Genomic DNA, 22,054 nt, shown 5'->3' on the forward strand with positions numbered 1-22,054 from the left:
TTGAATTTAAACTAAAATGAAAGATTTTTCTTTCAATAAAACCCATACAATTATTAAGGTTTTTCTTTAATAGTATTACAAAATATTCTTGTATTTTGATATCGTTCTCATTTCGAGAGCATTCCCCCCCATTTATTTGAAATTTTTGGATTGCAAAATTAACCTGCTTGCGCGCCATATTCTATGTGATTAGAATACAAGTGTACAGTAACATCAACCAAAACAACTACAGACATGAAGAGAATTACTTTTTTGCTGATTATTCTTTTTTGCTTTTGCAATTGTACGAATGATATCGGTTCACGACCTTTTGAAACTGAAGAAGAGGAGGAATTTTCAATTTTTCTTCCTGGAACGGGAACCTTTGAATTTACACAGCGGTTTCAACGAAGTCCCAAAATTTCTGATGTTTCCACAGACTTACGAATTATTGATGGAGAGAAAACAAATCAGATGGTTAATTATGAAATCCTTGTTTTCAAGGATAGTGTTAAAGCTTTCAGCAACTTGGATTTTGAAGCCAGAGGGGTCGCCGAGACCAATTCCCAAGATTCCATTCGAATCAATACCGAGGGAAGAATACTTATCAACAAAAAAAACTTACACCTTAGTCAACTATCCACCTCTATTGCAATTTCTGGACATTATACAGGAAAAGGTGAACTGCAAAAAGAAGTTGATGCAGGCTTTGAACCAGAGGAGATTTTTAATGTGTCTGCCAGTATCAATGATAAGCACCAATTGCTGTTGTTGAGTGTTGAAGCAGATGCATCCATTACCAATATTTTGGGGACGTTTGATGGGGATGGCACTTTTTTCGGTACTGTCAAAAAAAATGATTCCCCTCTTGGCAGTGTCAGTGCGGATGCATCGGATTATGCGTATACGGCAGAAGACAGCACTCTAGCACATGTTCTAACATTAGACGTGAACAATACCACCAAAAAACTCATTCTTAACCTTAAAAAAACCAAGCAATGAAAACAAGAATACTCATTTTGTCTGGGCTGTTATTTACATTCTCCTTTTTTGGTTATGCGCAGAAAGAAATCAAAGATGTGCCTTTATCAGAGGGATCCAAGTTGACCATAAGTGCCAAAGCTGAAACAGTGAACAATGTTTCTTTTACAATAAAACCTACTACCAATATTGACGGAAAAGATTTAGATGGCATTAAACTTCCTTATGAAATGAAGGTGGCCCCCTTTAACCAAAAAACTTTTAAAGATAGTTTCTTACAATTTTTAGAACGGATTGAGATATACCAATCAAGGAATTTTACTCTCTACGAGTTTTTAAAAGAGTTAAAGAACACATCGGAAGCCAAACATGACAGAAAAGATGAAGTTTTGGAAGCAATAAGCAAGAGTTTTTCGGATGAACTAAAAACAAAGTTCTTCGGGAAAAAGTCAGTTACATTAGAAGAAATCAAAGAAAAACTCAAAAATGAAAACCTTGAACCACAAAAAGCTGACTTTATTGAAGCAATTGAAGGCATACTAAAAAAACGTATTACGGATTTTTTAGACGATGATTTAAAAAAAGCACTGAAAGCGTCGCGAAAACCGGGAGATAACAATGTCACTGATTTATATGCAATGCGGGTTCGACTAGAAGATAGAATTAGTACTATTTACCGCTATTTTAATGACCAAATTGTGTTATTGTTTGAGTACGATACCGAACCCGTTGCCGGCACCTTGTACTTTAACAAGAAGATTGAGGGGGTACAATATTTTACCAGCAGGAGTTATGAAACCTATTTTCAAAACAGGGTGGGAAATTACCACAAGCTGATAAAAAGACTATATAGCATATGGATATCACACGAATCAAAAAAAAATGAACGAGGAATCAAGTGTTGTTTGGATTCTGTGAACCCACTATATAAATCTAGCGAGGGCAACTTAACTGATGATATTCTTGAATCTATGACTAATATAGAGTATAGAAAGGATTCCATAGCCAAAACCATCAATGAAAAAGTGGAGGAACTAAGGAAAAACTTGGAAACAATTGAATGGTATGAAGCGAAAGATTTTATAAATAAAATCAAAGGGTACCCCGAAAATGAAAAGTATTCTAAAGGAATAAGCCTTTCTCTTTCTGAGGCAGAGGAATACCATGTAATGAAGGAAAGGGATAATTATTTTTCTAAAAACAAAACAGAAGCCAAAAAATATCTCCAGAAAATAAGGGATACCTTACTAAATCGCCAAACGAAAAGGATGGTTGAAGCTTTGAGGAAGGATGACCTAAAACAATGTTATTACTTTCAAATTCAAAACTTTTTTAAGCATAATAGAAAGGAATACAAGTCCATATACATAGATAATCCAAAACAGTTTTATGATCGGTTTATAGCAATAACCCATAAGTTTAGGATCTATAACAGACACAAGCGCAAAGAGTTTGTTTACGAAGAACTCTTAAAACATAAAAACAAAGAAGTCTTTAATGATTTGGCTAAAATAAAACCAAATTATGAGCAAAAGGTAGATTCATTGAAACGTCTTCGTGTAGGCATGGATTACCTGAATACTAAAGAATTGTTTTTTGAGGCATTAGATAAATATACCAAAAGCTTTAAAAATGAACTGGAATCCGAAGATGTGAATTACTATATCAATAAAGAACGGATTGAGCTTCGAAAAGAAATCATTTCTGAACTTGAAAACCTAGCAGCTAAAGATGAAGAAATAACTTTTAGTAAAGTTTATGATAGAAACGCAACACTCGAATTCATAAAACAGAATAGCGACAGCTTGATAAAAACCAAGGTAGAACGATATGAAAATCTTATTGACACAAAAATGGATGGAAGTGAGGATAAAGTTCAAGGAGAGTTCCGCAAAAAAGTTGAGGAATATCAAAACGAGTTGCTGACAATGATTCGAAAAGATAAGTGGCTAATCGATTCGGATATTTATGATAAAACGCTATATGATAATTTAGTGTTGATGGATGTAACGGACCTTAGAGCGGAATATAGTAAAATATCCAAATCACAAAGAAGATATTTTGAAAGAGAAAGGAATGCCATTGAAAAAACCGAAAAAGAAATCAAAGAAGATATAAGCAAGCTAGAGGCTGATATTCAAAAACAAATTAAAAAAGCGCCTTTATGGAATTTGGAGACTGAACTTTTGGAACTGGACTTTAACGAAGGCTTTACCGAACATATTGTAATGTATGGAACCGTAAAAGAAGTGGCACCTGTGGATGAGGAAAGTAGGGATCTTAATGAAAATTGGCTAAAAGATATTCTGAAGAACAACAATGATTGGGAAAGCAATATTGGACGAAAGTTAAAGTTTGTAAATCAATTTCCTTATGGTTTTAGCTCTTCCAAGGACTATGATGATTTTAAAGAGTACAAATTAGTGGTTTATCGGGGCAAACACCGTGAGTTTGAAGTGAGTTTGGAAAAGATATTTCCCAATTACGTGCAGAAATTGGGCAATAATCGTTTGGATTTCAGTCCCAAAAATAATGTGGTCACCTTGCGTCAGGAACATATGGCAGAGGATAAGAACAATAGTATAGAACTCAGAAAGGAGACTAGCTCGCAATTGTTCGATTTTAGTCTTTACACTGATTTTGTTGGATTTCAAGATAATCCCAATGGATTGGTACAGGTTGAGTTTAGCAAGCTGGTGCCGTTGTACACAAAACGCAAGACAGACCATTTTTGGCAACGTTATTTGGGTCAAGGATACAATTTTGGAAGGTTTAATTATATTATTCCTCAATTTAGGTGGGCCAGATTGGATTCTGGTGATGATAGTGATAATTTGCCGTTGTCCTATGCAACTGCCTTTGAAGGGGGAACCGAATCGAGACTACCCTTTGTTACCACTGTGAGCCTGCTACGGTATGAAAACATTTCGGTAGGAGCGGATTTAAATTTGGTTTCTTTTGATTTTCCTAATAGCAAATTCCGTTTCGAACTAAATGCTGGTGGGAGATATGGTCGCACCAAGGTTCTGGATACCAGAGGAGAGCCTATTCAAATCACGTCAGACTCCACAAATGTGCGGGCAACTTTGGATGTGAATACATGGCGCTATTATCCTGAGTTTATTTTCCGGCTTCGCCCGGAAGAACGTTATGGGGCAAATTTAAGTCTACGTCCTATTCGATTCAACACCGTTACTGACGATTTTTCCACAGTTAGCTCTGAGGAAAAATTTCGTCAAGATTTGACCGATAATCCTCAGTGGTTGCATCAAATTGAGATCAATGCCCATTTTTCACCTAGCGGACGTAAGGATAACAGGTTTTTCTTTAGATATAGATATACTACCAATGCCGATTGGGAAACCAATGGGTTTGGTGAGATTCAACTTGGTTATACTATGTCATTCAGAGTGGCAAACAAACGGGAATAAAAAAAATTTAGTTAACCAATTTTAGCCCAAGCTCATCCAATTGAGCTTCGTCTATGGTTGCCGGTGCATCGATCATCACATCCCTGCCACTGTTGTTTTTAGGGAAGGCTATAAAATCACGAATGGTTTCCTGACCACCTAGAATGGCTACTAACCTGTCCAATCCAAAAGCTATGCCTCCATGGGGAGGTGCTCCATATTGAAAAGCATCCATCAAGAAACCAAACTGTGCTTTGGCCTCTTCTGGAGTAAAGCCCAAATGCTTGAACATGGTTGCTTGAATATCTTTGTCATGTATTCTAATGGAGCCTCCACCAATTTCATTTCCATTGAGCACTAAATCGTATGCGTTGGCCTTTACATTGCCAGGCTCGGTTTCCAATAATTCCAATTGACCTGGTTTTGGCGAAGTAAAGGGATGGTGCATTGCATGGTAGGTTCCAGTTTCTTCATCCAATTCCAATAGCGGGAAGTCGATTACCCAAAGTGGAGCAAATTCATCTGATTTTCTCAGACCCAATCGTTCTGCCAATTCCATGCGAAGAGCACTCAGTTGTGCCCGTGTTTCGTTTTTGTCTCCGGAGAGCACACAAATAAGGTCACCCGGTTTGGCGCCGGTAGCCTCTGCCCATTTTGCCAAATCTTCCTGATCATAGAATTTATCTACAGAGGATTTATAAGAGCCATCTTCGTTGCATTTGACATAGACCATGCCCTTTGCTCCAATCTGAGGCCGCTTCACCCAATCAATAAGTTTGTCTATTTCTTTTCGTGTATAGGATGCACCTCCAGGAACAGCTATACCAACTACCAATTCAGCAGAATTGAAGACATTGAAGTCCTTGTGTTGGGCCACTGAGTTCAATTCCCCAAATTGCATTCCAAAGCGGATATCAGGCTTGTCATTTCCATATAAACGCATAGCATCATCATAGGTCATTCTAGGAAAATCACCTGTTTCCACTCCGTGGATTTCTTTCAGCAAATGTTTGGTAAGCCCTTCAAATGCATTTAGAATATCTTCTTGCTCCACAAAAGCCATTTCGCAGTCTATCTGTGTAAATTCTGGCTGCCGATCGGCTCTTAAATCTTCATCCCTGAAACATTTGACAATTTGAAAATACTTGTCCATTCCACCAACCATTAATAGCTGTTTAAAGGTCTGCGGGGATTGGGGTAGGGCGTAAAATTGTCCTTCGTTCATTCGGCTTGGAACCAAAAAGTCGCGGGCCCCTTCAGGAGTGGATTTAATCAGATACGGAGTTTCCACCTCAATAAACCCTTGTTCAGAAAGGTATTTTCTTACCTCCATGGTCACTCTGTGCCTAAAAATGAGGCTATTCTTTACTGGGTTTCTTCGGATGTCGAGATAGCGATACTTCATTCGGATATCCTCTCCACCATCTGTATCATCCTCAATTGTGAACGGGGGTAGGATAGATTCATTGAGAACATTCAGTTCCTTGACCAATACTTCAATTTCTCCAGTAGGGATGTTAGGGTTTTTAGAGGCTCTTTCAATGACCTCTCCCTTAATTTGAACCACGGTTTCACGGCCAAGCTCCCTGGCCTTTTCCAAAAGAGGTTGGGAAGTTCGATCTTGGTCCAATACCAATTGCGTAATTCCGTAGCGGTCCCGAAGGTCTACCCAGACCACAAAACCTTTGTCCCTGACCTTATGGACCCAACCACTTAAAATTACTTCTGAACCTATGTCCGATGCCCTTAATGCACCACAAGTATTGCTTCTGTACATGATGTTTGCTCTGAAGGGGCAAATTTAAGGTGAATGGTAAAATTTATTGCTAGTTATACAGAATTAATATGCATTTACAATTTTTTGAGATAATGGCAGTTATAATTAGGTAACTTTAAATTAACAATTAATTTACATTGAAGTGATTCTGGGAGGAAAGGAACAGATTTTCCGATAAATGTGCACAGAATTATCATTTTTGATTTCAATTAATCTATTGATAAACAATGAGTTGAAACTTTAAAGTTAATTTAATGTAAATTAAATGTTATTTAAATATTTATTTAACGTAAATTATAAGTAACTTTGTAAGACAAGCGAAGGAAAAATAATTGAACTAAAACCCATATCATATGAAGAAAGCAATATTTTTTATGGCAGTAATGTTTTCGGTTTGCATGTATCCTCAAGGTACCGAGCCGACTTTGGAAAAAGTGGGGAAAATGGTAAAGGCTACATATTTTCATGAAAACGGTGAAATTGCCCAAACAGGCTTTTTGCTAAAAGGAAAACTTCACGGTCAATGGTTGATGTACAATGCTGAAGGCAGAAAGATTGCCTCTGGTAAATATATTGATGGCAAAAGAGCTGGTAAATGGTTCTTTTGGGAAGGCCAGATTTTAAAAGAAGTGGATTTTGTAGATAACCGTATTGTAAATGTGAAAAATTGGAACCAGTCTGAAGTGGTCTCGGTTCAGTGACGGTTTTACAAGTATTCACAAAAAAGCCCCGACTTTTAAGTCGGGGCTTTTTTGATTCCATAAAGTGGTTAAGCTGCCATGCCTAATGGCTCTTTTTTATCCAGGTCTTTTCTTGCCCTGTTTTTGCGAATCCTCACCTTGATTCTATAAACCAAAGTGAAAAGAATGGGCACTACGATCAATGTTAGGAATGTAGCTACCAGCAATCCATAAATTACGGTCCAGGCCAACGGTCCCCAGAAGATAACATTGTCCCCACCAAAATAGATTCTTGGGTTGAACTCGCTCATCAGGGTAAAGAAGTTAATATTGAATCCTGTCGCCAATGGAATAAGCCCCAATATTGTGGTGATGGCGGTCAGTAGAACAGGTCGCAACCTAGCCTTACCACCTTTTACCACAGCTTCCAAAAAGTTTTTGGAATCCAATAGGTCCTCTTCGTCCATTTCAAGTTCCACCTTTTTCCTATCGATCAAAAGCTGGGTATAATCCAATAATACCACACCATTGTTCACCACAATTCCCGCGAGGGAGATAATACCCATCATGGTCATCATAATCACAAAGGCGCTTCCCGTAGCAACTATTCCACCAAATACCCCAATTAAACTCAAGAAAATGGCAAGCATGATTATCCCAGGCTTGGAGATGGAGTTAAATTGGAAGATCAATATGAAGAAAATCAATCCTAATCCTGTGAAAAAGGCTCCCATTAAAAAGGCCATTTGCTTGTTCTGCTCCTCAATCTGACCTGTATAGTCAATTTTGATGTCAGCAGGAAGATCAGTAAAACTTTCCATCTCATCTTGAACTTTACTTACAATAGCACCAGCATCGGTATAACCAGGGGCAAGTGCGGAGTAAACCGTAACCACTCGTTTTACATCCCTGTGTTTGATGGCACTAAAACCAGAGCTGTTCACCTGCTTAGCTACAGCAGAAACAGGAACTTCTTTGGTTTGACCACTGTTTTGGTCCTTGAAGGTGATTTTTTGGTTAAAGAGCGCACTGGTATTGTACCGGTTCTCCTCATTAAAACGAACATAGATGTCATAATCCTCTCCATCTTCCTTATAGATTCCAGCCTTGGCACCAAAAATGGAATTACGAAGTTGTTGCCCTACTTGTCCTGTGGCAACACCAAGCTCCCCAGCCTTTTTTCGGTCTACTTCAACGAGCATTGTGGGCTTGGACTTGTTAACGTCTATTTTAAGCTCATCGATACCAGGAATGTTCTTTGAATTGATGAAGTTTCTCATCTTTTCCGCGGCAGCAATCAACTCGGTATAATCATTTCCTTCCAATTCAATATTAATGGGATATCCCGCCGGTGGACCAACAGCGTCTTTCTCAACAGAAATGGCCACTCCAGGATACACATCTTTTAAGGCTTCTTGTACTAGCTTCAAAAGGTCATTACTATCAGCACCTTCCCTGAACTTGTATTCCCGCATAGTGGCTGTAATTTTTCCACGATGGGGCATTTCGGCAGAAGAGCCACCATCAGTCTGGGGATTCCCTGCACCTTCACCTACTTGGGAAACAGCGCTTTCAACCAAGAAATTGTAATCTCCATGCATGTAGGTATTGCCATTTAAAATGTCATATACCTGGGTTTCTATCTCTTTGGTGATTTCATTGGTCTTTTTAATGTCCGTCCCTTCAGGATACTCTATGTATACAATAATCTGGTTGGGAGTATTGTCTGGGAAGAACTCTACTTTGGTTCTTTGGCTTCCTACGGATGCACCAAATCCCATAAATGCAATAAATAGAAGAACAAAAGTTCCTACAGCAATAAGAATAGGCTTTCTTCCGGATAGGGCATAGCGGAGGGTTCTTTCGTAGAATTTCTCCCATTTTGGCAAAATCCTGTTCTGAAAACCGTTTGCCCAACCTCTAAGAACCAGTCTGTAAATCCATAAAAGGATAGAGGTTGTAACCATCAAAGTTCCCAAAGCACGGTAATCGCCTCCAAAGATGATAATCAGCAAACCTATGGCAGATACAATAGAGGTGACCTTAATTATTTGTTTCAATGGCATCTCTTTGTCCTGAGTGGTCATATATCTGGACACGAGCACAGAGTTAAAAAAGATCGCTACGAACAAGGAGGACCCCAGCACAACAGATAAGGTTACTGGGAAATAGATCATAAACTGACCCATTACCCCTGGCCACAGTCCGAGTGGTACAAATGCAGCCACCGTGGTCAAAGTTGAGATGATAATAGGGAAAGCGATTTCCCCGATACCCTTTTTAGCTGCTTCCATTCGTGACATTCCTTCTTTATCTATAAGTCGGTAGACATTCTCAACAACCACAATACCGTTGTCCACCAACATACCCAGTCCCATAATCAGACCAAAAAGAATCATAGTGTTCATGGTGTACCCCAATGTGTTTAGGATCATCAAGGACATGAACATGGACATTGGAATTGCAAAACCAACAAATAGGGCATTCTTGAATCCTAAAAAGAACATCAATACCGTAACAACCAGAATGATACCGAAGATGATGTTGTTCACAAGGTCATCTACCTGACCAATGGTTCTTGAAGATTGATCATTTGCAATGCTCACCTCTAAATCCTGTGGGAAAACATTTTCTACTGCATCATCCACAATTTCCTGCACCTGTTCTGCTGCAGCGACCATGTTCTTTCCCGCTCTCTTTTTAACATCCAACATAACAACCGGATGCCCAAAATCCCTTGCATAGGTAGTTTTGTCCTCTTCTTTAAAACTGACTTCAGCAATGTCCCTTAAATAAATGGGGTTGTCGTTTTCAGATTTTACCACAAAGTTCTCCAGGTCCGAAGGTTCATCTATTTCCCCTACAATTCTTAAGGTTCTTCGCTGACCACTGGTTATGAGGTTACCGGCCGAAGTTGTCATGTTCTCCCTGCTGATAGCATTGATTACATCATCAAAACTCACCTGGGCGGCCATCATTTTGTAAATATCCACTGCAACTTCAACTTCTTTCTCCTGTGCTCCTCGGATATCCACCTGTTTTATCTCTAGAAGACCTTCAATTTCTTCTTCCAGATATTCACCATATGCCTTAAGCTCCTCAACTGGATAATCTCCAGAGATGTTAATGTTTAGGATGGGCATTTCTTCGGAGAGGCTGAGGTCAAATACACTCGGCTCTACTTTGGCACCGTTGAATGTGGGCCAGTCTTCTCCAGAAGTCTGGGAATCCACCTCATCTTTTACCTTTTGTTTAGCCGCTTCAACCGAGATGTTCTCATCAAATTCAACCGTTATTATGGAATAATCTTCCTGTGAAGTAGAGATAATTTCCACAACATTGCTCACAGTTTTCAGTTCATCCTCCAGAGGGTCTGTTATCAGTTTTTCGATGTCCTCAGCAGTGTTTCCTGGATACACCGAACTGATATAGATTTTGGTTTCCTTGATCTCTGGGAAATTTTCCCTTGGCATACTAAAATAGGCCGAAGCTCCGAGGAAAAGGATCACTGCAATCAAAACATACATGGTTGTTTTGTTGTCAATGGCCCACGATGATAGCCTAAATTCTTTATCTACACTTTTCTTTTGCTTGCTCATACCTTACAATCTTTTGGCTATTCACCGTTTTTGATCTTTACTTTCTGACCTTCTTTTACACTTCGGGCCCCTTCATCAATAATTCCGTCCCCGTTATTGATGCCGGAAAGTACTTCAACATAATCACCTTGGGTTTTTCCCGTGGTGATAAAAGATTTTTCCGCTACAGCATCCGAGATGGAATCGGCACCGACCAAATACACATATTGATCACCTTCGGCATTCTCTGAAACAATGCTTTGGGGAATTAAAATGGCATTTTCATTAGTGTAATCATTGATCATCACCTTAGCGGTAAGGTTAGGCTTGATTTTTCCTCCGTTACTTGGAACAGGAATTTCAACTGTAAAGGAACGGTTGCTTGGGTTAATGAAGTTTCCAGTTTGTCTAATTTTCGTTTGGACACTGTCACCCAATACCGGAAAATACACCTGTACGTCCTTTCCAGGGGTTACATTGGGCAGATGGCTTTCAGGAACCTCCACTTCAATGTACATATTGGAAAGGTTTACGATTCTGAAAACTTCAGAACCTGGACCTGGACTTACAACGGTTCCCTGATCTTTGATCACGTCATCAATGATACCGGCAAAGGGAGCCCTTATGCTGGACTTGGCCAATTGGCTTTCCATTTGCTTTACAACGTTTTCTTGAGCTTCGTATGTAGTCTTGGCTTGCAAATACTGAATTTCAGAACCAATATTTTGCTCCCAAAGCCTTTTTTGACGCTCAAATGTGGTCTTGGCCAATTCAGTTTCTGTTTTTAACTGGGCCAGTTGACTGGATAGTCCGCCGTCATCGATTGATGCCAATAGTTGTCCTTTGGCCACTTTTTGTCCTTCCTTTACATATACACGATAAAGTGTCCCGGACATTTCTGGGTAGATAAGGACATTTTGTTTGGTCATTACATCACCTTGAAGTTCCAAGTAATGCAGAAACTTTTGTGGCTTTGCATTAAAAGTGGTCACAAGGGGCAATTTGGCGTTGTCATCCAAAAGAGCAATAACGGAATCCAAAGATTTAAGTTCTTTATCCAATGCCTTTTGTTGGTCTGAGATTTCAGACCTCTTGGTCCGAATGTCCTCAAGATTATTTCCGGCGATAATGCTTTCAACAGAGTTTTTGTTACCTCCTCCACAAGAGGAAAGAACAACTGCAGTAAGCACTACGTATATTATTTTTTTCATGATGATATGGTTTTCTTGATTATTGATTTAATATGGTTTCCAATTCGGTTTTGCTATTGATTACATCTACCATGGACTGTAAATACTCTTGCTGGCTTGAATAAAGTTGGGTCTGCGCTTGCCTTAGTTCAAAGCTAGTGGCCAGCCCTTCTGAATATTTGACCTGGTTTTTGTGTTCAATACGTTCAGCCAGAGCAAGGTTGTCTTTTGAGGTTCCGTACTCATCTATGGCAAGAATGTAATCGCTTTTGGCGCTTTCCAACTGAAGTTGGATTTGTTGCTCGGCTTCAGTAAACTGGGTTTTGGCCTGTTCCAAGGCAATTTTGGCGCGTTGAGTGCTAGCACTTCTTTTAAGTGAGCTAAAGATGGGGATGTTCAAATCAAATCCCATTACAGAAGACCCAAACCATTGCTGTCCTGAACTTAAGAAGTTGAATCGATCACTAAAGGAAGACCCACCATAGTTTACAAAGGCATTCAATGTTGGAAGTGCCCTACTTTTTGCAAGTTTGTGCTCAAAGAAACGTTGTTCCGTTAAGTTAAGGGCCAATTTATAATCCACATTTTTTTCAATGCTGAAATCTGTATCCAACAGACCAAAGTCAATCTGTTTTTGGGTAAGGTCGTCCAAATTTTCTGTAAGGATCGTCTCTGTTTCAATGGGGAGTCCCAAAACAAGATTCAGCATCTGAAGCGTTATTTTTTCCAGACGCTTAGCATTTTTGAGCTGGCTTTCCACTGAAGAAAGGGTAATCTGCAATTGATCTACACTTTCTTCGTCCCCAAGTCCGTTTTCGTATATTCTTTTGGTCTCATAGAGGTTCTTTTCCAGAGTAGCTTTGTTGTTCTCCGAAATTTTTACACTCTCTTGGGCCAATAAGAAGTTACCGTAAGCTTCCACAACCGATTTTCTAACATCCAAATCGGTTTTTTCCTTGTTGTTCTTGCTGTAATCCAAAAAGGTTTTGGTGGCTTGAACACCTACAATGTAGGACCCATCAAAAATCTGCTGGGTCAAGGTTGCAGTTGCTGTAGCAGATTGGGCCTGACCAAAAACTACCTCTTGAAAGGTTCCCGGTTCTCCACCAAAAAACTCGGCTGGAATCTGTGTCACGGGTTGTTTCAATTGATTTTGATAGCTTATTGCCCCAGAAATTTGGGGAAGTCCGTCTGCAATGGTCTCCCATTTAAGCTTTTGTGCATCGGTCATATCCCTTGTAGCATTTAAGGCGCTATAATTGTGCTCAAGGGCATAGTCAATGGCTTCGTCCAGGCTAAAACTATAGGAGTTGGTTTCCTGAGCCTGGGAAAACCACGATAAAATTAAAAATACAATGATTAAGGTTGTTCGCATTTATTCTTGGTTTGAATTGATGATTGAGTTTAATATTTTTCTTCCTTCGGGTGTTACAATGCCTCGCAAGTGATATTCCAGGAAAATATCCTCCAGTTGTGGATGGGAGAACATGCTCATCGGGAACAGACTGGGGTCCTTTAAATTAAAGGCCCCGGAAAAATAAATTCGGGATACAAATTCAACGTTTAGATTATCCCTGTATATTCCCAATTTTATGCCCCTCTTAATGTTGTCCAACACACAATCCTGCATCACCTCAAACTGCTTCTTTTTTAATGTGTCATGCAGCTTGGGGTAGTACTTCTGTAGTTGGTACTGGGGAGATGATTTTTCATCCTTTAGATGGCACATTGCGAATTTTTTGATCTCATAAAGCTCCTCAATTGGATTCTTCTGTAATGATATGATCTCATCGATACCATTGGAGATAAACAAGAAAAGGTCCATCACACTTTCTTCTACCAACTTGGTCTTATTTTCGAAATGGGAGTAAATGGTTTTTTTTGAGATACCCATTTCGTGAGCAAGGTCGTCCATGGTCACGCTTTTGAAACCAAGGTTCAAAAACAACTCCGTAGCTTTATGTAATATTTTTTCTCGCATAACAGGCGGCAAAAATACTTTGGAAACTTAAAAAACCAAAAAAGTTTCCAAAGTTTTACATTTTTTTAACGAAGGTCTAGTTTATAGTTCAGTTGGTCCAGCCAACCATATAATGACGAAGACGTGGACTTTTTTTGGACCGACCCTTGATTTTTGTCCTTGAGCTCCAAAAAAAGGATCGGTGCTGACGGCTGTAGCTTTCTTTGATGTTTGCTTTTTTATTCTTCTTGGCGGGTACCATGATCAGCATTTTTAATCCGTTCCACATAAGCCTTATAGGCTTCTTCACCTTCTTCTTTCCAAAATTGATCGTAGTGTTTCCATTCTGCAAAATCTCTTCGAAGCGAACCACATTCATGAGAGGACTTTCTACGTTTTTTACGTTTGCTTTTTCCACCACTATCACCTCCGCCAAAACCAAAGATCAACTTGGCCAAGACTAGGATTCCCAATGCTTGCCAGTAGGTAACGGTTGCCAGCCCAAACAGCTCTGGCATTAGCCAGTTCCAGAGGCGCATCAATACATAGTTGGCCAACAAGAACAATGCAATGAACAGTATTGCCATGATGACCACCTTAAAAATCTTGGTGACGTAATACTCCACTTTCCCCTCTATTCTTTTTTCTATGTCTCTTTTATGTTCCATAATCCAATGCTTTATTATTCTTTCATATTTTCTAAAATCTTAAACAATAGGGACAGGGCCCTGTGTCTTCTTGACATCAATGTACCAGCTGAAATGCCAGTTTTTTGTGCTATTTCTCTGTAGGTATAGCCTTCAAAATCTACAGCGATTATAATGTCCCTATAGGAAGGTTTAAGTTCCCTAACAGCAATTTTCAATGCTTTCTCCAGAGCTGGCGAATAAGAATTGTCCGCTTCACCATAAAATAACTCTGCAAATTCGCGCCATTGCCTATCGATATCCTCTGCATCGTATTTTCTTTCTTTTCTTCCACGCATAATATCAATTATGCGATTACGTACTGCGCTGTACACAAACCCTCCAATATTGTTGATGGGCAAAATATCATCGGCCTTTGAGAATATTCGCAATGCCACATCCTGCACAATGTCCTCTGCATCTCTTTCAGATGTGTCCTGAATTCTGGACTGGACATAGTGTTTCAATGAATTGTACTCTTCATTGAAAAAAGTTGTCAGGTTGTTACGATTCTCAGTTTTGTTGGCCATCAAAAAAGGCAATTTTGCGCTCTTCATCATTATAGACGAAGCTTTTCAAATCTATTGCATTTTTGAACCACTTTTTTCTTCAGATTAGATTTTTGTCGGTGTGGAAACCTGATTTGGACAAGGAAAAATGAAGCCTCCATGGTTAAAAAATTTGCATGTATTTTTGGTCCATGGCAAAAACCGACTTTATTGAACTGCTGCGTGCAAAGTTTGTTTCTCATCTTGAAACAAGGAGCAAGTTTACGGAACCCCAAAATCTTTATGAACCCATTAGCTATATATTGAACTTGGGAGGGAAAAGATTGCGACCTGTGCTCACTTTATTGACCACTGAACTCTTTCAAGGAGACTCCGATCAATCCATGGATGCAGCTTTGGCCATTGAAATGTTCCATAACTTCTCTTTGGTCCATGATGACATTATGGATGATGCCCCCTTACGAAGGGGAAAAACAACAGTGCACGAAAAATGGGACTTGAACACGGGAATCTTGTCTGGAGATGCCATGTTGATTTTGGCTTACCAGTTATTTGAGAACTATCCGCCAGAATTGTTTAAAAAACTAACCTCACTTTTTAGCAAAACTTCCCTTCAAGTTTGTGAAGGTCAACAATACGATATAGATTTTGAGACCAGGGATGATGTTTCTCTCGAGGAATACCTAAAAATGATCGAGTACAAAACAGCTGTCTTGGTTGCCGCGGCAATGCAAATGGGTGCCATGATCGCTGGAGCGTCCGAGCAAGATACGATAGCAGTGTACGAATTTGGACGTAACCTGGGGATTGCATTTCAATTGCAGGATGATTATCTGGATGCCTTTGGAGATCCCAAAACATTTGGGAAACAGATTGGAGGTGATATCATGGAAAACAAAAAGACCTATCTGTACCTAAAATCCATGGAAACGGGAAACCAAGAGCAAATAGAGAGCCTGCTGCACCTGTATTCTATTAAACCTAAGGATTCTTCATCCAAAATTGAAGCTGTCAAAACTATTTTTGAAGAATCAGGAGCCGTTGAGGCTACAAAAGATGCAATTGAAATGTTTACGCAGGCAGCTTTTGGTCATTTGGAGAAATTAAAACTATCCGATGCCAACAAAAAAATACTCAGACAATTTGGGGAAGGTTTGATGCAAAGGACTGTTTAGAACAACCTATTCCAAAGTGCTTTTAAAAAGGGTGATTTGGGACAAGCACTTATGATTTTAAGGTCCTCCCAAAACGTGGTTTCATTTCCAAGGAATTTAAGAATAAGGGAAGCTTTTCTTTTTTTGAACATGGACTCAAATATGGATTGCCCTAGGTGGTTGTGCTTGTAAAGAATATCCAGCAGCAATAAATCGTATAACCAGTACCTGCTCTTTGAATAAAATATATCCAAAGGTTTTCCTGTTTTCAAAAAATCAACAAGCATACTTATCTGCTTTGAGGTGTTGTAGAATGTAAAACCAGTGCTGGGTTTGGCCCATCCACCTGCTATACCAATATTTATAATATTGGCAGTGTTGTGTTGATGAAAAGGATAGCAGGTCATAGGAATACTACCGAACTCCGTTTCCACAATATCATAGGAAGTATCGTCAAAATTGACACGCATGTATTCCTTTATAGCTTCCTCATATTCCTCTTTTTTCAAAAGCTTTTCTGAGAACAACGTATACTCTACCAAAGCCTTGTTCTCGGATAAAGGGAGCACATACATGAAACGGGTATTCCCTTTTTGAGAAACTGAAAAATCCATAAAAGTGGCTTGTGTAGAATCAAAAACCGGTTTTTGAGTATGAACAAACCATCCTAAAAAATGTTGTTGCAGAACGGGAAACCTACTTTGTTTGTATAGAGTTTCCGGGGTAAAAATGCTGCTGAAGACTTTACTGCAGGTGTATTGGTTGCCTTCAGTCCGGACTTCAGCATAGTTGCCCGTTTCTAGAATTTGCAGCACGTTTTCTTGTTGCCAATTGATATTGGGACAAGACTTTACAATGGGCAGATAGTGATTATAAAAATCAAGACCTCTAACCATTTTATAAGAATACGGGGTAATTTGAGAGGATAATTGAAGATTCTTTCCAGCCACAAAAACTTTATCCCATTTTTTATGGACTATGGCGTCAAATTTTCCAGAGCCTTCTTCCCAAAAACACCAGGTGCGATCGTTTTGGGTTTTATCTTCTTTATCCAAAATTAGAATGGATTTGGAATCAAAATGCGTATCCTTGCCAAGGGCATCAGCCAACAGAAGCCCAGCCGCACCAGCACCGATGATGATATAGTCGTAATGATGCATCAATCAAAAATACGGAATGAAAGTTCTGGAAAAGAACAATCGGGAAAGATATCTTTTTTATCCTACGTTGCCCAAGAGCACATAAACTGCCAAGGTGGCCAAGACCAAAAAAAGGCTAAAGCCTTTGGCATATTTCCAATGGGTCACGTCCACAACACCGATGTTTGTGATGCGGAAATCGTTGGTTCTTGGAAACCATCTCGACACCAATAGCATCACTCCAATATTGAGGACGAACTCTAAGCCCCAAATATGGACATAGTGCAAATCTATTTGCAGGATAAAATTGGTAAAAACATAAAATAGCAATCCGAATAAAAGTCCAATCTTTGCTCCCATAGCGGATATTTTAGGTAGAAAGAAACCGGCTAAAATAACCGTGGCCATGGGAATGAAGAAAATCCCATTGAGCTGCTGCAGCAATTGGTATAGACCTTTGGGCGCATGGGCAATGAAGGGAGCTATTCCAATGGCAAACAAAGCCAACAGTGCGGAGGTCATTTTTCCAATTCGCACAAGAAGCTTTTCATTGGCATTTTTGTTGAGGTATCTTTTGTAGATGCCCAAGCTAAAGATGGTTGCCGCACTGTTCAAAGCGCTGTTGAAGGTACTTAAGATGGCTCCCATGAGTACAGCCACAAAGAAGCCGGTCATCCAGAATGGAAGCACTTTTTTTACCAAGCTGGGATAGACCAGTTCCTTTTTATCATAAAAGGTATCATTGAAGTAATAAAAGGCAATGATTCCTGGAAGTACAATGATCAAGGGAACCAATATTTTTAATAGTCCTGTGTACAACAATCCTTTTTGAGCTTCTTTTAGACTAATGGCTCCCAATACCCGTTGGATAATGGATTGGTGCATTGTCCAAAAATAGAGCTGATTAATGATCAATCCGGTAAACAATACGCCAAAGGGCATGATGGAATCACGAGCACCATCACCCACTGAAACTTCGTTGCTGACAACATTGAATTTTTCCGGAGCATTTTCAAAAACCATATGAAGGCCTTTCAGAATATTTCCATCTCCAATGCCCCAAAGGGCCAAAACGGGAATTGAAATACCTGCAATCAAAAGTCCAAATCCATTGATGGTGTCAGTGTAGGCCACCATTTTCAACCCACCAAAAATGGCATAGACAGCCCCTACGCTACCCACGACGACAACTGTCAGCCACAACCCTTCATTTTGACTAATGTTCAAAAGACTGGAAATCTCAAAAATTTGCTCAATGCTTATCGCTCCGGAGTACAGAACTATGGGAAGTAAAGTGGAAACAAACGATATGATCAGTAAAAATGCTATGATGGTACGAGTAAGTCCATCAAACCGTTTTTCCAAAAACTCTGGAATCGTAGTCAACCCCATTTTTAAATAGCGTGGAGCAAAGTAGAGTGCTGCGGCGACCAAGGCCAGGGCAGAGGTAACTTCCCAGGCAATAATAATGGCTCCATGCTTATAGGCATCCCCATTCATTCCCACCAAATGTTCCGTGGAAATGTTGGTCAACAACAACGAACCAGCTATAACAATCCCCGTCAAGCTTCGTCCCCCCAAAAAATATCCGTCTTGGGAAGAAAGGTTGTCTTTTCTTAGTTTCCAACTGGAATAGGCCGCAACAAAGGCCATGAACACAAAAAAGCTGATGAACTGTGCCATCCACTAAAACCGAATCGTATCGGGCAAATATTTGGCGGCCAAGTCCTCGTAATAGGGTTTTAACTCCGCTACGTTTGGTTTAACCGGAGCCTTGGTGTAGAGGTCATACGGATTGAACTTGTCCACCCATTTGAACATGGCATGGTCGTGCTCATCCATTAAATGGTCATAGGCGTGTTCCCTATGTTGGGCGTAAAAACTATGGTACCGAATGATGTAAAGCCCTTCTTCTGGTAAATAATCCTTCATAACGTGGTAGAGGTACTCATCGTGCCCCCAAGACATATGCACATTGCGAAGACCACAATTTTCTTCATAGACTCCCAACTTGGTGTTATATTTTTCATTGCTGAAATCGTGATTTGCCTTGAAAAAATCGGGATAAACAATTTTGTCCGAGAACCTGCAGCCCACAGGAAAAGTATCTCCTACCACGGCCCACTGTGGCTCTCCGAACAAGCAGAGTACCTTCCCCAAGTCGTGCAAGAATCCTGTTAGCACAAACCAATCAGGATGCCCATCGGCTCGTATAGCTTCTGAGGTCTGTAACAAATGCTGGGTCTGGTCCAGGTCTATATCGGGATCAGAATCATCTACTAAAGTGTTCAAATACTCAATTGCATCCCAAAGTCCCATTTTTTTCCGGTCCAAAGACAGGAACTCTTTTTCTTTTTCCAGGACAAAGTCATAGGTCTGATAAGTGTGGTTCATCTTATAGAACTCCTTTACCGTATCCCTGGCAGGGTTATCGTAATTCCTGAACTCCTCCTTAGATTTTTTTGGATTTTCTGGGTAACGTTCCAAGAGGTCGTCTTCCCATAGATCCATCATATCATTGACTTTCTTTTTTTGCTCTGAATTTAACGCCATCGTTACCAAAAATTTAATAATAAAGCCTTCTGTGTTAAAAGTACACATTTTTTCGATTTGATTTTTGATAAAATCGAACTAGGCCAAATTGTTGGCGCTTTATAAACAGATGATTTTCAGAAAAGGGTATACCGCAAACCAAAAAATCCCCTTATTCCTTGATTGGGGCCATAGACATAGCTGGGGTCAAAAGTCAATGCGAAGGGATTATCAGCGTTTGCCACAACGTTTCCATTGGGATCAAAAGTCACATTTTTATCAAATGGGTCATGGGCTCGGGCAATAATGAACGGATTGCCCCGGTTAGGAGTCCAATCCAGTAGGTTTTTAATTCCCCCATAAATTTCAAAACCCTCTAGGCCCTTGTAGGTAAATTGAATGTTCTGTATGCTCCAGGTAGGAGAATATTCCTGTCTGGGATCCAGCTTACCCAGGAGGGGCAATCGCATAGGGCCATAAAGATTGCCCGTGTAATCCACGGAAAGGCGTAATTGACGAAATGTATAGGAAACATTCCAGGTTCCTGTAAAGCTTTCCGTTAGAATTTGCTGTTGTTTGATACCATTTTCTGTATTGCTCACATCCTGCCAGGTGGCTCCGACAAGAAACCTTAGACCACTTGGAAAAGCCATTTCTAGATTGGCGCTTACACCCTGGGAAACCGATTTACCGTCCAAATTATCATAGATAATCTGATTGGGGTCTGTATCATAATCAGGGAGAATGGCATTTGAAAAATGGGTGTAAAAAGCGGACAAATCTATGCTCGTATATGTGCCATTTTCCCCATATATTTTTTTCAAATAATTGAGGTTGACATTCACAGACCGCTCAGGTTTCAATTCTTCGGCAATGATGACATCCCTGGCACCGGTTAAAGCAGCATGCTCTTCAGTAAACAAGTTTACTATGCGAAATCCCGTTCCCGCATTGAGTCTAAGAATGTCATTATCCGAAGGTTTCCATTTGTAAGCGGCCCTAGGGGTAAAAATATTGCCATGGCGGTTATTGTAATCGTACCTAAGCCCTGCCAAGAATGAATGCTTTTGAGCAAATTCTATCTCGTCTTGAACAAAAAGACTTGGAATCCAAATGTTATCTGCTTCTAAAGTCGCAGGAGTGTTGTCATCGTAGTAATTGTATCGCAGTGCACTTCCAAAAAGCAGATCATGTTCACCCACCTTTTTGTCCCAGGTCAATTGTGCAAAACCAATGCGCTGATCAGCTAAATAGGGAGTGTCTCCATAAACAGAGTTTTGATTGTGGTCATTGTAGGAGAGAGATAGTAGCATCTTTTCCCTAAAGGGAAGTTGATATTTGCCCAAGATTTCCCATCTTCTAGTGTAAATGCTTTCGCCATAAATCTCGTCTCCACCTCTAAATTCAGGTGTCCATTGCATTTCTCCTCCCCAGCGATCTTCATAAAAGAAGCGTCCTGCCAAAGAAAAGATCCGGGAGTTTTCACGTTTAAAGTTCCATTTCTGAAATACTGAAATGCGGTCTTGAAGGGTTACATCCGTAAAATTGTCACCATTGTTATCTATAGGCGTGTCATAATTGAAGTAATTGACCCCTAGGAGCAAATCGGTTTTATCTCCGAACTCAATCTTGCTTCCCACATCTAGATTGTATTCTCCCCATCCGGTCACAAAGCCGTCGGCAAAGAACTCCGGTGCACTTGGTGCATGTTTAGTGATTACATTAATCAATCCGCCTACAGCTTCACTTCCATATAAGGAAGAGGCAGGACCTTTTACGATTTCAATTTGTTCGATCAAAGAATTTGGGATACCAGTAAGGCCATAAACCGTGCCCAAACCGCTTACAATAGGCATGCCATCTATCAATACCAAAGTGTAGGGTCCTTCAAGGCCATTAATGTGGATGTCGCCTGTATTGCAAACATTGCAGTTAATCTGTGGACGTACCCCGTTTACATTCTGTAGCGCATCAAATATGCTGGCAGTTGGATTCTTTTTTAAAAAAGTAGGGGAGTATACTTCAACCGGAACCGGACTTTCCATTCGATTTACGGCTTTCAGGGTGCCTGTGACAACCATCTCGTTCAACATTTGGGCCTCAGCGACAAGGGAAGCATTGATTTCAACAGTTTCTCCTTTCTTCAGCGAAATATTTTGCTCAAATGGTTTAAAACCGATGGAAGAAACCACCAAAGTATAGTTTCCTGGAGCTACTCCCTCAAGTTTGTAATCTCCATTTTCGTTGGTTGCGGTACCCTTTTTAGTGTTCTTTAAAAATACATTTACGAAGGCTAAGGGCTCGCCATTTTCACTTACATTCCCTGAAACGGTACCCTGTTGGGCCTGAACAAAAGAGAAAGCTATAAGAAAAGTAAGAAGGGATGAGACCCCTTTTTTTGAAGCTATCATGGTGTAAAGATTGTTATTTAGATTAAGTCTAAACAAAAATAACACAATTGATATCAACAATTGTATTT

General features: G+C 39.9%; 15 protein-coding genes. 4 read left to right on the plus strand and 11 right to left on the minus strand.

Going from position 1 to position 22,054, the window contains the following annotated elements; all coding sequences use genetic code 11:
- Positions 1–234 precede the first annotated feature (234 nt).
- A complete protein-coding gene (locus DX873_RS11780) occupies positions 235–981 on the plus strand; it encodes a hypothetical protein (protein WP_116184629.1) in 747 nt (248 codons plus the stop codon).
- On the plus strand, positions 978–4,391 hold the full coding sequence (locus DX873_RS11785; RefSeq protein WP_116184630.1) for a hypothetical protein: 3,414 nt from the start codon (positions 978–980) through the stop codon (positions 4,389–4,391). The genes DX873_RS11780 and DX873_RS11785 overlap by 4 nt, the downstream gene beginning before the upstream one ends.
- A 7-nt stretch (positions 4,392–4,398) precedes the next feature.
- Here the strand turns inward: DX873_RS11785 and aspS are convergent, their stop codons facing one another.
- Entirely contained in the window at positions 4,399–6,147 is a 1,749-nt protein-coding gene (gene aspS / locus DX873_RS11790; protein ID WP_116184631.1) for an aspartate--tRNA ligase, read from the minus strand.
- A gap of 353 nt (positions 6,148–6,500) precedes the next feature.
- Here aspS and DX873_RS11795 point away from each other — a divergent pair, with 353 nt between their 5' ends.
- Positions 6,501–6,848, plus strand: coding sequence for a toxin-antitoxin system YwqK family antitoxin (locus DX873_RS11795; RefSeq protein ID WP_116184632.1), 348 nt, complete (start codon positions 6,501–6,503; stop codon positions 6,846–6,848).
- Positions 6,849–6,916: 68 nt separating this feature from the next.
- Here DX873_RS11795 and DX873_RS11800 read toward each other — a convergent pair whose 3' ends face one another.
- The 6 genes from DX873_RS11800 to DX873_RS11825 form a co-directional block, all read right to left on the minus strand.
- Positions 6,917–10,426, minus strand: coding sequence for an efflux RND transporter permease subunit (locus DX873_RS11800; RefSeq protein WP_116184633.1), 3,510 nt, complete (start codon positions 10,424–10,426; stop codon positions 6,917–6,919).
- Positions 10,427–10,443: 17 nt separating this feature from the next.
- Positions 10,444–11,616, minus strand: a complete 1,173-nt coding sequence (locus DX873_RS11805) for an efflux RND transporter periplasmic adaptor subunit (protein WP_116184634.1) — start codon at positions 11,614–11,616, stop codon at positions 10,444–10,446.
- Positions 11,617–11,635: 19 nt separating this feature from the next.
- On the minus strand, positions 11,636–12,970 hold the full coding sequence (locus tag DX873_RS11810; protein ID WP_116184635.1) for a TolC family protein: 1,335 nt from the start codon (positions 12,968–12,970) through the stop codon (positions 11,636–11,638).
- Positions 12,971–13,576, minus strand: coding sequence for a TetR/AcrR family transcriptional regulator (locus tag DX873_RS11815; protein ID WP_116184636.1), 606 nt, complete (start codon positions 13,574–13,576; stop codon positions 12,971–12,973).
- 218 nt (positions 13,577–13,794) lie between these two features.
- On the minus strand, positions 13,795–14,223 hold the full coding sequence (locus DX873_RS11820; protein WP_116184637.1) for a hypothetical protein: 429 nt from the start codon (positions 14,221–14,223) through the stop codon (positions 13,795–13,797).
- Positions 14,224–14,237: 14 nt separating this feature from the next.
- Entirely contained in the window at positions 14,238–14,771 is a 534-nt protein-coding gene (locus DX873_RS11825; RefSeq protein ID WP_116184890.1) for an RNA polymerase sigma factor, read from the minus strand.
- Between the two features lie 155 nt (positions 14,772–14,926).
- Here DX873_RS11825 and DX873_RS11830 point away from each other — a divergent pair, with 155 nt between their 5' ends.
- Entirely contained in the window at positions 14,927–15,925 is a 999-nt protein-coding gene (locus DX873_RS11830) for a polyprenyl synthetase family protein (RefSeq protein ID WP_232520905.1), read from the plus strand.
- On the opposite strand, the gene DX873_RS11835 is transcribed toward DX873_RS11830, so the two are convergent.
- The 4 genes from DX873_RS11835 to DX873_RS11850 form a co-directional block, all read right to left on the minus strand.
- Positions 15,922–17,064 (minus strand): lycopene cyclase family protein, encoded by a 1,143-nt coding sequence (locus tag DX873_RS11835; RefSeq protein WP_116184638.1) that lies wholly within the window; start codon positions 17,062–17,064, stop codon positions 15,922–15,924. The two genes, DX873_RS11830 and DX873_RS11835, sit on opposite strands and share 4 nt — an antisense overlap.
- A gap of 57 nt (positions 17,065–17,121) precedes the next feature.
- A complete protein-coding gene (locus DX873_RS11840) occupies positions 17,122–18,726 on the minus strand; it encodes a solute:sodium symporter family transporter (protein WP_116184639.1) in 1,605 nt (534 codons plus the stop codon).
- Between the two features lie 3 nt (positions 18,727–18,729).
- Entirely contained in the window at positions 18,730–19,596 is an 867-nt protein-coding gene (locus DX873_RS11845; protein WP_181899488.1) for an inositol oxygenase family protein, read from the minus strand.
- Positions 19,597–19,712: 116 nt separating this feature from the next.
- On the minus strand, positions 19,713–21,986 hold the full coding sequence (locus DX873_RS11850) for a TonB-dependent receptor (protein ID WP_116184640.1): 2,274 nt from the start codon (positions 21,984–21,986) through the stop codon (positions 19,713–19,715).
- Positions 21,987–22,054 lie beyond the last annotated feature (68 nt).

It is taken from the genome of Flagellimonas nanhaiensis, from assembly GCF_003382275.1.
In the GTDB taxonomy this organism is placed as follows: Bacteria; Bacteroidota; Bacteroidia; order Flavobacteriales; family Flavobacteriaceae; genus Flagellimonas; species Flagellimonas nanhaiensis.

Excerpts from the sequence above, each read along its gene's own strand:
- DX873_RS11780 (WP_116184629.1), top strand. The coding sequence starts at position 235 with ATGAAGAGAATTACTTTTTTGCTGATTATTCTTTTTTGCTTTTGCAAT.
- DX873_RS11785 (WP_116184630.1), top strand. The coding sequence starts at position 978 with ATGAAAACAAGAATACTCATTTTGTCTGGGCTGTTATTTACATTCTCC.
- aspS (WP_116184631.1), bottom strand. The coding sequence starts at position 6,147 with ATGTACAGAAGCAATACTTGTGGTGCATTAAGGGCATCGGACATAGGT.
- DX873_RS11795 (WP_116184632.1), top strand. The coding sequence starts at position 6,501 with ATGAAGAAAGCAATATTTTTTATGGCAGTAATGTTTTCGGTTTGCATG.
- DX873_RS11800 (WP_116184633.1), bottom strand. The coding sequence starts at position 10,426 with ATGAGCAAGCAAAAGAAAAGTGTAGATAAAGAATTTAGGCTATCATCG.
- DX873_RS11805 (WP_116184634.1), bottom strand. The coding sequence starts at position 11,616 with ATGAAAAAAATAATATACGTAGTGCTTACTGCAGTTGTTCTTTCCTCT.
- DX873_RS11810 (WP_116184635.1), bottom strand. The coding sequence starts at position 12,970 with ATGCGAACAACCTTAATCATTGTATTTTTAATTTTATCGTGGTTTTCC.
- DX873_RS11815 (WP_116184636.1), bottom strand. The coding sequence starts at position 13,576 with ATGCGAGAAAAAATATTACATAAAGCTACGGAGTTGTTTTTGAACCTT.
- DX873_RS11820 (WP_116184637.1), bottom strand. The coding sequence starts at position 14,223 with ATGGAACATAAAAGAGACATAGAAAAAAGAATAGAGGGGAAAGTGGAG.
- DX873_RS11825 (WP_116184890.1), bottom strand. The coding sequence starts at position 14,771 with ATGGCCAACAAAACTGAGAATCGTAACAACCTGACAACTTTTTTCAAT.
- DX873_RS11830 (WP_232520905.1), top strand. The coding sequence starts at position 14,927 with ATGTATTTTTGGTCCATGGCAAAAACCGACTTTATTGAACTGCTGCGT.
- DX873_RS11835 (WP_116184638.1), bottom strand. The coding sequence starts at position 17,064 with ATGCATCATTACGACTATATCATCATCGGTGCTGGTGCGGCTGGGCTT.
- DX873_RS11840 (WP_116184639.1), bottom strand. The coding sequence starts at position 18,726 with ATGGCACAGTTCATCAGCTTTTTTGTGTTCATGGCCTTTGTTGCGGCC.
- DX873_RS11845 (WP_181899488.1), bottom strand. The coding sequence starts at position 19,596 with ATGGCGTTAAATTCAGAGCAAAAAAAGAAAGTCAATGATATGATGGAT.
- DX873_RS11850 (WP_116184640.1), bottom strand. The coding sequence starts at position 21,986 with ATGATAGCTTCAAAAAAAGGGGTCTCATCCCTTCTTACTTTTCTTATA.